Raw genomic sequence first — 12859 nt, forward strand, 5'->3', positions numbered from 1 at the left:
GGGGGCTCCTGAAAAAGCTGCGCAGCTTAGCCGACCAGCCGCCGCGGCGCACCGGCGAAGAAGGCCGCGGCGTTCTCCGCCACCTGGCCGACGATGCGCTGGCGCGCCTCGCGACTGCCCCAGGCGTTGTGCGGCGTGACGATCAGACGCGGGATGTCGGCGGCCAGCAGCGGGTTGCCGTCCTGCGGCGGCTCCTGCAGCAGCACGTCGGTGGCGGCGCCGCCCAGGTGGCCGCGCCGCAGCGCGTCGGCCAGGGCCTGTTCGTCGACCAGGCCGCCGCGCGCGGTGTTGATCAGAAACGCCTGCGGTTTCATCAGCGCCAGCTCGGCGGCGCCGATCAGGTTGCGGGTCTGCTCGTTGAGCGGGCAGTGCAGGGTCAGGGCGTCCACCTGCGGCAGCAGTTCATGCAGGGCGATGCGATCCTCGCGCGGCGGGCGGCCCGGCAACTGGCCGAGCAGCACGCGCATGCCGAAGGCTTCGGCCAGGCGCGCCACCGCGCCGCCCAATTCGCCGTGGCCGAGCAGGCCGAGGGTCTTGCCCTCCAGCTCGACTATGGGGTGGTCGAGCAGGCAGAACTGGCTGGCCTGCTGCCAGCGCCCGGCGGCGACGTCGCGCTGGTAGTCGGGCAGGCGGGTGGCCAGGGCCAGCAGCAGCATCAGGCAGTGCTGCGCCACCGACGGTGTGCCGTAGCCCTGGCAGTTGCTCACCACCACGCCATGGGCGCGGGCGGCGGCCAGGTCGACGTTGTTGGTGCCGGTGGCGGTGACCAGCACCAGCTTGAGCTCGGGGCAGGCGGCGAAGGTGGCGGCGGTCAGCGGTACCTTGTTGCTGATCGCTACCTGGGCGCCCTGCAGGCGTTCGGCGACCTGCTCGGGGGCGGTCTGCGGGTGCAGGGTCAGTGCGGCGAAGGCCTGCTGCAGCGGCTGCAGGTTGAGGTCGCCGAGGTCGAGGGAGGCGTGGTCGAGGAAGACGGCGCGGGCGCTGTTGCTCATCAGCTGTACCTTTTCGCAGAGGGGGCGCAGGAGTAGATTGGCGAGCCTACCAGACCTCGCCTGCCGCTGCGGAGCCACCATGTACTGGACCGAGTTTCTCACCGTCGCCCTGATCCATCTGCTGGCCGTGGCCAGCCCGGGGCCGGACTTCGCCATCGTGGTGCGCGAGAGCGTGGCCCATGGTCGTCGCGCCGGGCTGTTCAGCGCCTTCGGCGTGGGCACCGGGATCCTCGTGCACGTCACCTACTCGCTGCTCGGCATCGGCCTGATCGTGTCGCAGTCGATCGTGCTGTTCAACGCGCTGAAATGGCTGGCGGCGGCCTACCTGCTGTATATCGGCATCAAGGCGCTGCGCGCGCGCCCGGCCGATCCGGCCAGCGCCGAGCTGAGCCTGGCGGCGGGCGAGCGTAGCGCTCGCGGCGCCTTCGTCAGCGGCTTCGTCACCAACGGCCTGAACCCCAAGGCGACGCTGTTCTTCCTGTCGCTGTTCACCGTGGTGATCGACCCGCACACGCCGGTGCCGGTGCAGGCCGGCTACGGCCTCTACCTGGCGCTGGCCACCGCGCTGTGGTTCTGCATGGTCGCCTGGCTGTTCAGCCAGCAGCGGGTGCGCGCCGGCTTTGCCCGCATGGGCCACTGGTTCGATCGGCTGATGGGCGCGGTGCTGGTGGCCATTGGCGTGAAGCTGGCGCTGAGCGAGATGCGCTGAACGCAAGAGCCCCGCAACTGCGGGGCTCTGTCGTGATGGGCTGGCTTACAGCAGTTCGATGGCCACCGCGGTGGCCTCGCCGCCGCCGATGCACAGCGAGGCGACGCCGCGCTTGCCGCCTTTTTTCTGCAGGGCGTTGATCAGGGTGAGGATGATCCGCGAGCCGGTGGAACCGACCGGGTGACCCTGGGCGCAGGCGCCGCCGAAGACATTGACCTTGGCGTGATCCAGGCCGTGTTCGCGCATGGCCAGCATGGTCACCATGGCGAAGGCTTCGTTGATCTCGAACAGGTCGATTTCGTCCTTGTTCCAGCCGGTCTTCTTCAGCAGATTGCTCATCGCGCCGATCGGCGCCAGGGTGAACTCGCTCGGCTCCTGGCTCTGGGTGGCGTGGGCGACGATCCTGGCCAGCGGCTTGAGGCCGCGTCTGGCCGCTTCTTCGGCGGTCATCAGCAGCAGGGCGCTGGCGCCGTCGGAGATCGAGCTGGCGTTGGCCGCGGTGATGCTGCCGTCCTTGCGGAAGGCGGGCTTGAGCGCGGGGATCTTGTCCAGGTTGGCGGTCAGCGGCTGCTCGTCGTCCTTGACCAGCACCTCGCCCTTGCGGGTGGCGACGGTGATCGGAACGATCTCGGCGTCCAGCGAACCGTCCTTGATGGCGGCCTGGGCGCGCTTGAGCGACTCGATGGCGTAGGCGTCCATCTCTTCGCGGCTGATGCCGTACTTATCGGCGGTTTCCTGAGCGAAGGAACCCATCAGGCGGCCGCTGCGGGCGTCTTCCAGGCCGTCGAGGAACATGTGGTCCTTGATCTCGCCGTGGCCCATACGCAGGCCGGTGCGCGCCTTTTCCAGCACGTAGGGGGCGTTGGACATGCTTTCCATGCCGCCGGCGATCATCACCTGGTTGCTGCCGGCCTTGAGCGCGTCGAAGGCCTGCATCACCGCCTTCATGCCCGAACCGCACAGCTTGTTGATGGTGGTGCAGCCGGTGGCGGCGGGCAGCCCGGCGTTGAGCGCGGCCTGGCGTGCCGGGCCCTGCTTGAGGCCGGCGGGCAGCACGCAGCCCATGATCACTTCCTGCACCTCGGCCGGGGCGATACCGGCGCGGCTGACCGCCTCGCGAATGGCGGCGGCGCCCAGGTCGACGGCGGACACGCTGGCCAGGCTGCCCTGGAAGCCGCCCATGGGGGTGCGGGCGCCGCTGACGATGACGATGTCGGACATAGTTGTTACCTCGAACGAAAGTTGGGCTGGGCGCAGCCTGTTTCGCGACCGGCTGCATGGCTGGATTCTAACCTGTGACCGAAAGCGGCCAAAGGGTCACGTGGCAAATCATTCTTTGGGCTGATTTCGCCCCGCCGGCGCCGCTCTAGAGTCGCAGCATCCCTTCCTTGTGTGCCCTCAGGTGACCCCATGTTGCAGACCCGTCTGATCCCTTCCGCCGCCAACGCCCACGCCTACCCGCTGCTGATCAAGCGCCTGCTGCTGTCCGGCAGCCGCTACGAGAAGACCCGCGAAATCGTCTACCGCGACCAGTTGCGCTACAGCTACGCCACCTTCAACGAGCGCGTCGCGCGGCTGGCCAACGTGCTGAGCGCGGCCGGGGTCAAGGCCGGCGACACCGTGGCGGTGATGGACTGGGACAGTCACCGCTACCTCGAGTGCATGTTCGCCATTCCGATGATTGGCGCGGTGCTGCACACCATCAACATCCGCCTGTCGCCGGAGCAGATCCTCTACACCATGAACCATGCCGAAGATCGCTTCGTGCTGGTCAACAGCGAGTTCGTGCCGCTGTACAACGGCATCGCCGGCCAGCTGACCACGGTGGAAAAGACCCTGCTGCTGACCGATGGCGAGGAAAAAACCGCCGAACTGCCGAACCTGGTCGGCGAGTACGAGAGCCTGCTGGCCGCCGCCAGCCCGCAGTACGACTTCGCCGACTTCGACGAGAACTCGGTGGCCACCACCTTCTATACCACCGGTACCACCGGCAACCCCAAGGGGGTGTACTTCACCCATCGGCAGCTGGTGCTACACACCCTGTCGATGGCCGCCACGGTCAGCTCGCTGGACAGCATTCGCCTGCTCGGCAACGACGACGTCTACATGCCGATCACTCCGATGTTCCACGTGCACGCCTGGGGCGTGCCTTACGTGGCCACCATGCTCGGGGTCAAGCAGGTCTACCCGGGGCGTTACGAGCCGGAGATGCTGTGCCGGCTGATCAAGGAGGAGAAGGTCAATTTCTCCCACTGCGTACCGACCATCCTGCAGATGGTGCTCAATGCACCCAACGCCCAGGGCCATGATTTCGGCGGGATGAAGATGATCATCGGCGGCAGCGCGCTGAACCGCTCGCTGTACGAGGCCGCCAAGGCGCGCGGCATCCAGCTGACCGCGGCGTACGGCATGTCCGAGACCTGTCCGCTGATCTCCTGCGGCTACCTCAACGAGGAACTGCGCGCCGGCAGCGAGGACGAGCGCACCGCCTACCGGATCAAGGCCGGCATTCCGGTGCCGCTGGTGGAGGCGGCGATCATGGATGCCGAGGGCAAACTGCTGCCCAGCGACGGCGAGGCCCAGGGCGAGCTGGTGCTGCGCGCGCCCTGGCTGACCCAGGGCTACTTCCGCGAGCCGGAGAAGGGCGAGGAACTCTGGGCGCACGGCTGGCTGCACACCGGCGACGTGGCGACCATCGACGGCATGGGCTTCATCGAGATCCGCGACCGCATCAAGGACGTGATCAAGACCGGCGGCGAGTGGATCTCCTCGCTGGAGCTGGAGGACCTGATCAGTCGCCATCCGGCGGTGCGCGAGGTGGCGGTAGTCGGCGTGCCCGACCCGCAGTGGGGCGAGCGGCCGTTCGCCCTGCTGGTGGCGCGCGAAGGCCAGGTGCTGGACGCCAAGGGGCTCAAGGAGCACCTCAAGCCTTTCGTCGAGCAGGGCCATATCAACAAGTGGGCGATTCCCACGCAGATCGCCCTTGTTACCGAAATTCCCAAGACCAGCGTCGGCAAGCTGGACAAAAAGCGCATCCGCGTCGATATCGCCCAGTGGCAGGAGGCCGGCAGCGCCTTCCTTTCCACCCTGTGAGTAGCGGTTTGACTGGGCGGCGGAAATGACCGCTCAGTCAAACAAGCGTTTGGCTTGCTAATTGCTGTTTCACGTCCATGCTTGGCTAGTCGCAGGCCTTGAAACCGGCGAGCCAGAGTGCCTGGGGGCTGCAAATCACACTTTCGAGGGATCAAGCAGTAATACCCGCTGGCTATAGTCCAAGCATCCATAACAAAAAATAGATGGAGTAGCGTCGATGACAAAAACAACACCTTACTGGCGCCTGGCGAAACTGCCGCTGGCCGTCAGCCTCGCTTCCACCCTCGTCGCTCCGGCATTCGGTGTCACTTTCAATATCGGCGAGATCGAGGGGCAGTTCGATTCGCAGCTGTCCGTCGGTGCCAGCTGGGCGGTGCGCGGCGCCGATCCGAGCCTGGTGGGGACTCGTAACGGTGGCGAGGCCTCGTCCCAGACCGGCGACGACGGTCGCCTGAACTTCAAGAAAGGCGAGACCTTCTCGAAGATCTTCAAGGGCATCCACGACCTCGAGCTGAAGTACGGCGATACCGGGGTGTTCGTGCGCGGCAAGTACTGGTACGACTTCGAGCTGAAGGACGAGAGCCGCCTGCTCTACGACATCGACGACAGCAACCGCAAGACCGCCGCGCAATCGTCCGGCGTGCAGCTGCTCGACGCCTTCCTCTACCACAACTACGCCTTCGGCGACCTGCCGGGCAGCGTGCGGGTCGGCAAGCAGGTGGTGAGCTGGGGCGAGAGCACCTTTATCCAGAACTCGATCAACTCGATCAACCCGGTGGACGTCTCGGCATTCCGTCGTCCCGGCGCCGAGATCAAGGAAGGCCTGATCCCGGTCAACATGTTCTATGTGTCGCAGAGCCTGACCGACAACCTCTCGGCCGAGTTCTTCTATCAGCTCGAGTGGGACCAGACCGTTCTCGACAACTGCGGCACCTTCTTCGCCGTCGATGTGGTGCAAGATGGCTGCGTCGATCGTCTGGCCGTCGATGGCAGCGATTTCGGCGGTCCGGGCAGCCCCGGCTACAAGTACGTGGGGCGCATGGCCGACAAGGACGCGCGCGACAGCGGGCAGTACGGTATCGCACTGCGCTGGTTCGTCGAGGAACTGAACAATACCGAGTTCGGCTTCTACACCATGAACTACCACAGCCGTACGCCGATCCTGTCCTACAAGGCGGGGCAGAGCGTCTACCTGTTCCCCGACTCGGTGGAAAATCCGGCCACAGGCGAGCTGTTCGCCAAGTACGGCCTGGAATACCCGGAAGACATTCGCCTGCATGGCGTGAGCTTCGCCACCAACGTCGGCTCCACCGCGGTGAACGGCGAATTGAGTTATCGGCCGAACATGCCGATGCAGATCAACACCACCGATCTGACCCTGGCCTCCATCGCCCAGGGCCCTATCGCTGGTCTGCTTGGCGTACCGACCAACCTGCCGATCTACACCAGCGGCCATGCGGCGTTCGGCGCAGGCGAGACCCTGACCGGTTATGTGCGCAAGCCCATGACTCAGGCGCAGGTCAGCGTTACCCAGTTTGTCGATCAGGTCGCCGGCGCCGAGCGCCTCACCCTGGTGGGCGAGGTGGGCTATACGCACGTCAGCAACCTGGGCAAGAACGAGCTGCGTTTCGGCCGTGCACCTGAGTTCGGCGCTGGCGCCTACCCCGACAACAGCCTCTGCACCGGTATTGCCAACCCGGCGAATCCGCAGAACTGCGACGACAAGGGTTTCTTCACCAACACCTCCTGGGGTTACCGTCTGCGTGCGGTGCTCGACTACAACAGCGTGTTCGCCGGCGTGAACCTCAAGCCCAGCCTGTCCTGGTCGCATGACGTGGACGGCTACGGTCCGACCTTCAACGAAGGCAACAAGGCCATCAGCCTGGGCCTGGATGCCGAATACCAGAACACCTACACCGCCAGCCTGTCCTACACCGACTTCTTCGGTGGCGAGTACAACACCAATATCGACCGCGACTTCGTCGCGCTCAGCTTCGGTTTGAACTTCTAAGCGGCCAGGAATTTCGAGGAATCATGATGCGAATGAAAACAACAAAAACTCTGTGGCAAAGCGGCGTCCTGACCCTGTCCCTGCTGGCCAGCGGCGTGATGGCGGCAGTATCTCCGGACGAAGCGGCCAAGCTGGGCACCAGCCTGACGCCGCTAGGCGCCGAGATGGCCGGCAACGCCGATGGTTCGATTCCGGCCTGGACCGGCGGCCTGCCGGCCAATGCCGGCACCGTCGACGGCAAGGGCTTCCTCTCCGACCCCTTCGCCAGCGAGCAGCCGCTGTTCACCATCACCGCGCAGAACGTCGAGCAGTACAAGGACAAGCTGACTCCCGGCCAGCTGGCCATGTTCAAGCGCTACCCGGACAGCTACAAGATGCCGGTCTATCCGACCCACCGTTCGGCCAGCCTGCCGTCGGCGGTGCTCGAGGCGACCAAGCAGAACGCGGTCAACACCAAGATGGTCGAGGGCGGCAACGGCCTGGAAAACTTCCAGACCGCCAACCCCTTCCCGATCCCGCAGAACGGTCTGGAAGCGATCTGGAACCACATCACCCGCTACCGCGGCGGCAGCGTGCGTCGTCTGGTCACCCAGGCCACGCCGCAGGCCAACGGTTCCTACTCGCTGGTGTACTTCCAGGACGAGTTCACCTTCCGCGATGCGCTGACCGACTTCGACGCCAGCAAGGAAAGCAACGTGCTGTTCTACTTCAAGCAGCGCGTCACCGCCCCGTCGCGTCTGGCCGGTAACGTGCTGCTGGTGCACGAGACCCTCAACCAGGTCAAGGAACCGCGTCTGGCCTGGCTGTACAACGCCGGTCAGCGTCGCGTGCGCCGCGCCCCGCAGGTGTCCTACGACGGTCCGGGTACCGCCTCCGATGGCCTGCGTACCTCCGACAACTTCGACATGTACAACGGTGCGCCGGATCGCTACAACTGGCAGCTCAACGGCAAGAAGGAGATCTTTATCCCCTACAACGCCTACAAGCTGGATTCGCCGAGCCTGAAGTACTCCGACATCATCAAGGCCGGCCACATCAACCAGGACCTGACCCGTTACGAGCTGCACCGCGTGTGGCACGTGACCGCGACCCTGAAGGACGGCGAGCGCCACATCTACGCCAAGCGTGACTTCTTCATCGACGAGGACACCTGGCAGGCCGCACTGATCGATCACTACGACGGTCGCGGTACCCTGTGGCGCGTGGCCGAGGCTCATGCTCAGTACTACTACGACAAGCAGGTTCCCTGGTACACCGTCGAGACCCTGTACGACCTGCTGTCCGGTCGTTACCTGGCCCTGGGCATGAAGAACGAGGAGAAACAGGCCTACGACTTCAACTACAAGGCAGCCGGCAGCGACTACACCCCGGCGGCGCTGCGCCAGGCGGGCGTGCGCTAAACCCTCGCGTCCTGCAACACGAAGAAGCCGGCCTTGTGCCGGCTTTTTCGTTGCTGCGCGCCGACTTTCTCGGGCTGGGCACATGGCGCAGCCTGGTCCGCCATTGCCGGCACCGCAGCGAGTTGAGCCCGGGTCTGGCAACCGCAGCTGCTGCGCTTGCCAACCGGCTTTTTCGTTACCGACTGTAGCCGGCGCTTCAAATGGTCAGTGCAAGCCGCTAGGCTGGGGTCAGGTCGCGCCCGCTGCATACATGAGACTTCCAAGAATTGGCCGATGACTGACCTTTCCCGTTCGCCAGGTTTCCCCTACATGCCGGCCACGCCGGTCGAAGCCCGTTTTTACCGGCCGCCGCTACCGGCGGGGCATACGCCCCGCGAACGCCTGTGCCAGCGTCTGGAGGAGGGGCTGCAGGGCCGTCTGCTGCTGGTCTGTGCGCCGGCCGGGTTCGGCAAGAGTTCCCTGGCCATCGAATTCTGCGAGCGCCTGCCGACCCATTGGCACAGCCTGTGGCTGGGCCTGAGCGAGCGCGATAGCGATCCCGGGCGTTTTCTCGAACGCCTGTTGCAGGGCCTGCAGCAGTTCTACCCGAGCCTGGGGGAAGAGGCGCTGGGCCTGCTGAAGATGCGTCAGCGCCATCAGCCTTTCGCCTTCGAGCAGTGGCTCGATGGCCTGCTCGACGAGTTGGCCCATGAACTGGACGGCGGTCAGCCGCTGCTGTTGGTGCTGGACGACTATCACCTGGCCCAGGGGCCGGTGCTCGACCGTTGCCTGCAGTTTTTCCTCAATCACCTGCCACCCGGCGTCCTGCTGCTGGTGACCAGTCGCCAGCGGCCGGACTGGCACCTGGCGCGTCTGTGCCTGTCGCGCCAGCTGCTGGAGTTGAGCGAACAGGATCTGCGCCTGACCGCCGACGAGCTGGACGCCCTGCTGGCCAGCCAGGGCGCCTGCCTGGAACGCCAGCAGGTCGCCGGCATCCTGCAGCGCAGCGAGGGCTGGGTCGCCGGCTTGCGCCTGTGGCTGCTGGCCGGCGAGGACCTGGGCAGCGAGGCGCAGGCCAGGCTCGAGCTGCACGGCGGCGAGGGGCTGATCCGCGACTACCTGCTGGAGGAGGTGATCGAGCGCCAGCCGGCCGAGGTGCAGCAGTTCCTCTACGACACCGCCTGCCTGGAGCGCTTCTGCGCCGAGCTGTGCGACGCGTTGCGCGACAGCCATGACAGCGCCGCGATCATCCGCCAGCTGCAGGCCAACCAGGTGTTCCTGGTGCCGCTGGACGAGCAGGGGCGCTGGTTTCGCTACCACCATCTGTTTTCCGATCTGCTCAACGCGCGACCGGCCGAGGGCCTGAGTCGCTCGCGCGGCAGTTCGCACCTGCGCGCCTGTCGCTGGTTCGCCGCCGAGGGCATGCTCGATGCCGCCATCGAGCAGGCGCTGCTGGCCGGCCAGGCCGACGTCGCCGCCAGCCTGGTGCAGAACCTCTCCGAGGAGCAGCTGCTGGCCGAGCAGAACGTCGCCATGCTGCTGCGCTGGAAGACCAACCTGCCGGACGAGCTGCTGGCCAGCACGCCGCGGCTGATCATGCTCTATGGCTGGGCGCTGGCGCTGGCCTGCCAGTTGGATGCGGCGCAGGAGCTGCTCGAGCAACTGGGGCGCTTCCTACCGGCGGCGGATGCGACCAGCCAGTGCAGCCTGCTGGCGCAGTGGCAGGCACTGGATGGGGTGATCGCCCGCGGTCGCGGCGACAGCGGGCGGGCCGAGCGGCAATGCGCCGAGGCGCTGGCCGGCCTGTCCGCGGAGCGCTACGGTCCGCATTTCATGTGCCTGTCCACCCTGGCCAACCTGGCCATGGTGCGCGGCGATCTGTGGCGTGCGCGCGGCCTCAATCGCGAGGCGCTGGAGCTGGCGCAGCGCATCGACAACCCGCTGTTCGAGGCCCTGGCCCATTACGAGCGGGCACGCGTGCTGCAGGCTCGTGGCGAGGTGTTGCGCGCCCTGGAGGAAGTGCGGCAGGGCCTGGCGCGGCTGCAGGGCCTGGTGGCGCAGCGTAGCTATTCGGTGCGCGCGCGACTGACCCTCTACGAAGGCTATCTGCTCAGCCTGCGTCTGCAGCCGCAGGCGGCGCCACGCCTGCGCGCCGGCATCGCCGAAGCGCGCGCCTGCCGCGATGTCGGCGTGCTGATCGGCTACTGCGTGCTGGCCGGCCTGGAAGGGCGCAGCGGCCGGCCGGCCGAGGCCTTCGCCCTGCTCGGCGAGGCCGAGCGGTTGATGCACGTGTGGGACGTGCCGGCGATCTACTACCTGGCGATGATCACCCTGAGCAAATGCGAGCTGTGGCTGCGCCAGGGCCAGGTCGAGCTGGCGGCGGCCTGGCTGCCGCAACTGGGCGAGACCTACGGTGCCCAGGGGCGGGCGGTGGCGCCGGAGTTCCACCCGCAGCTGGCGCTGCATATCGATCTGCAGCAGGCCGCGCTGGAGCGCCTGCAGGGGCAGGCGGAGGCGGCCGAGCGGCGCCTGCGCGCACTGCAGCAGCGTGCCCACGGCCTGGGCGGGCAACTGGTTGGGCTGATGGCGCAGGCGCAACTGACCCAGTTGCTGCGCCAGAACGGGCGCGAGCGCGAGGCGCAGCAGCAGTTCGACGCCTGCCTGGAGGTGGCGCAGGGAGGCGCCTTGCTGCCCTTCGTCGAACTGCTCCAGCACCAGCCGCAGTGGCTGCGCGAGCGCCTGCTCGCACGGCCGGTTTGCCCGCTGCGCGAGGCCCTGCTCGGGCAGTTGCCGACGGGACAGGGCGAGGGCGAGGAGGCGCTGACGGAGGAGGGCGTGCTGACCGAGAAACTCAGCGCCCGCGAGCTGGCGGTGCTGCAGCTGATCGCCGGCGGCTGCTCCAATCAGGAGATCAGCGAGCGCCTGTTCATCTCCCTGCACACGGTCAAGACCCACGCCCGCCACATCAACAGCAAGCTCGGCGTCGAACGCCGCACCCAGGCGGTGGCGCGGGCCAAGGGCCTCGGCCTACTGCGCTGAACCCGGCAGCGACAGATCCAGCGTCGGCGCCTTGAGCGCCGGCGTGGGCGGCTGCGCCAGCTTGGCCTGCACGTCCCGATGGATCATCTGCAGCACCGGCAGCAGCTCGGCCATGTTGCTCTGCACCTGGGGGTAACGATGGTCGCTCGCCAGCCCGTCGATGCGTGTCAGCAACTGCGCCTGCACCTCGGCCGGCAGGTGGACGAACAGCTCCGGCAGTTGCTGGCTCAGTTCGGCGCTGTACAGCAGCAGCTCGTCGCGGCCGAAGGCCTGGGTCAGCTCCAGGTAGTCCAGCGCGCTGCCGGTGAGCATCGCCGCCGCCGCCTTGGTCTCCTGCAGGCCCTGCAGGCGCACCGGGTTGCTCTGCTCGCTCTGCGACAGGGTCATCCAGAACTCGGTGGTGAGGGTGAAGAGGATGGCCTGCTGGCGCAGCGAGTAGCTCATCAGGCCGAGGGCCTCGGCGGCGTAGGGCTGCTGCTTGGCGCGGAAATCGAAATACAGGCGCATCAGCTCCTTGAGCTGGAACAGCACTTCGCGCGCCTCGTTCTGCCGCAGCTCCAGCGGCGCGTAGATATTCAGCTGCGGACGAAAGTTCTCCGCCGAGACCATGCGCTGGTAGATCGGCCCGGTGAATTCGCCGCTGCGCCGCGGCAGGGCATTGGCCTGGGTCTTGTCGATCTGCTCCAGGGCCGCGTGCAGCTGCTGGTAGTCGCCGCTGCGCCAGGGCTGGTGGATGTCCGGGACGCGCTGGCCCAGGTAGAACAGCTCGGCGGCGCCGGCCGGCGCCTGGCAGACCAGCAAAAGGATGGCCAGCGGCCAGAGCAGGCGACGTGCTAGGGTGGGCGACACGATGAATATCCGCGGCTAGAGGCGGCTCCAGAGTACCCAGCTCGGAGACCTGCGTCACCCGCGCCTTGGTTGGGGAGAGGGCATGGACGAGCTGGCCGAGCACGGGGCCATCCGCGCGGTGTTCGAGGACCTGGGCGGCTACGGCGCGCTGACCTCGCAGCAGGGCGACGCGGGGCCGCTGGTCGGTCACCTGCAGCGCACCAATATCCAGCTGGCGGCGATTCCCCTGTTCGCCCGCAAGGGCCTGGAGCAGGTCACGGTGAACGACCTGCTGGATGCCGCGCAGGTGTCGCGGCGCACCTTCTACAAGTACTTCGCCAACAAGATGGAGGTGCTCGAGGGCATCTACCAGACCTCGGTGCTGCTCCTGCTGGCGCGCTTTCGCGAGATGCAGCAGGTGGCCGGCAGCCCGCAGGCCTGGTTGCGCGCCATGGTCGGGCGGTTTTTCGACTATCACCTGGCGGTCGGCCCGATCATCCGTCTGATGCAGGAGGAGGCGCTGCGCGCCGAGTCGCCGCTGGCCGCGCATCGCCAGCGTGCCCACCAGGAGATGCTGCGCCTGCTGGTGGAGCGCCTGGAGCCGGAGCTGGCGCCGCGCGATCCGCTGGTCTACCAGGCGCTGATCTGGGCGCTGGAGGCCGCCTCCCTCGACCTGCTCGGGCGCAGCGCCAGTCGCGCGGAGATCGAGCGGGCCAAGGCGGTGCTCGGCGACCTGCTGATCGCCTCGCTGTGCCCCGGCTCAACCTAGGTTGGGCGGTATCCGGCGCCGGCTCATGCTCTGATGGCG

The 12859-nt window shown here is 66.9% G+C and carries 9 protein-coding genes; 6 read left to right on the forward strand and 3 right to left on the reverse strand.

Annotated features, from left to right (window positions below; translation table 11 throughout):
• Window positions 1-26: 26 nt before the first annotated feature.
• The gene (locus ACIGFL_RS03060; protein ID WP_397496103.1) at window positions 27-992 is read right to left on the reverse strand and encodes a 2-hydroxyacid dehydrogenase; all 966 of its coding nucleotides are present in this window, start codon (window positions 990-992) and stop codon (window positions 27-29) included.
• A 79-nt stretch (window positions 993-1071) separates the two neighbouring features.
• Between ACIGFL_RS03060 and ACIGFL_RS03065 the strand changes: the two genes are divergently transcribed.
• Window positions 1072-1701, forward strand: coding sequence for a LysE family translocator (locus tag ACIGFL_RS03065; RefSeq protein ID WP_021442591.1), 630 nt, complete (start codon window positions 1072-1074; stop codon window positions 1699-1701).
• A 45-nt stretch (window positions 1702-1746) separates the two neighbouring features.
• Here ACIGFL_RS03065 and ACIGFL_RS03070 read toward each other — a convergent pair whose 3' ends face one another.
• Window positions 1747-2922, reverse strand: coding sequence for a thiolase family protein (locus ACIGFL_RS03070; RefSeq protein WP_397496104.1), 1176 nt, complete (start codon window positions 2920-2922; stop codon window positions 1747-1749).
• A 189-nt stretch (window positions 2923-3111) separates the two neighbouring features.
• On the opposite strand from ACIGFL_RS03070, the gene ACIGFL_RS03075 reads away from it, so the two are divergent.
• The 4 genes from ACIGFL_RS03075 (at window position 3112) to ACIGFL_RS03090 (ending at window position 11223) form a co-directional block, all read left to right on the forward strand.
• Window positions 3112-4794, forward strand: coding sequence for a fatty acid--CoA ligase (locus tag ACIGFL_RS03075; RefSeq protein ID WP_397496105.1), 1683 nt, complete (start codon window positions 3112-3114; stop codon window positions 4792-4794).
• Between the two features lie 217 nt (window positions 4795-5011).
• Window positions 5012-6805, forward strand: coding sequence for a DUF1302 domain-containing protein (locus tag ACIGFL_RS03080; RefSeq protein WP_397496106.1), 1794 nt, complete (start codon window positions 5012-5014; stop codon window positions 6803-6805).
• A gap of 32 nt (window positions 6806-6837) precedes the next feature.
• Complete coding sequence (locus tag ACIGFL_RS03085) at window positions 6838-8205, forward strand: DUF1329 domain-containing protein (protein WP_021442595.1); 1368 nt, start codon at window positions 6838-6840, stop codon at window positions 8203-8205.
• Window positions 8206-8478: 273 nt separating this feature from the next.
• Window positions 8479-11223 (forward strand): LuxR C-terminal-related transcriptional regulator, encoded by a 2745-nt coding sequence (locus ACIGFL_RS03090; protein ID WP_397496107.1) that lies wholly within the window; start codon window positions 8479-8481, stop codon window positions 11221-11223.
• Here the strand turns inward: ACIGFL_RS03090 and ACIGFL_RS03095 are convergent.
• Complete coding sequence (locus ACIGFL_RS03095) at window positions 11212-12072, reverse strand: hypothetical protein (protein WP_397496108.1); 861 nt, start codon at window positions 12070-12072, stop codon at window positions 11212-11214. The genes ACIGFL_RS03090 and ACIGFL_RS03095 overlap by 12 nt on opposite strands.
• Window positions 12073-12154: 82 nt before the next feature.
• Here ACIGFL_RS03095 and ACIGFL_RS03100 point away from each other — a divergent pair, with 82 nt between their 5' ends.
• The gene (locus ACIGFL_RS03100; RefSeq protein WP_397496109.1) at window positions 12155-12820 is read left to right on the forward strand and encodes a TetR/AcrR family transcriptional regulator; all 666 of its coding nucleotides are present in this window, start codon (window positions 12155-12157) and stop codon (window positions 12818-12820) included.
• Window positions 12821-12859 lie beyond the last annotated feature (39 nt).

The organism is Pseudomonas sp. NPDC077649, from assembly GCF_044542855.1.
Lineage (GTDB): Bacteria > Pseudomonadota > Gammaproteobacteria > Pseudomonadales > Pseudomonadaceae > Aquipseudomonas.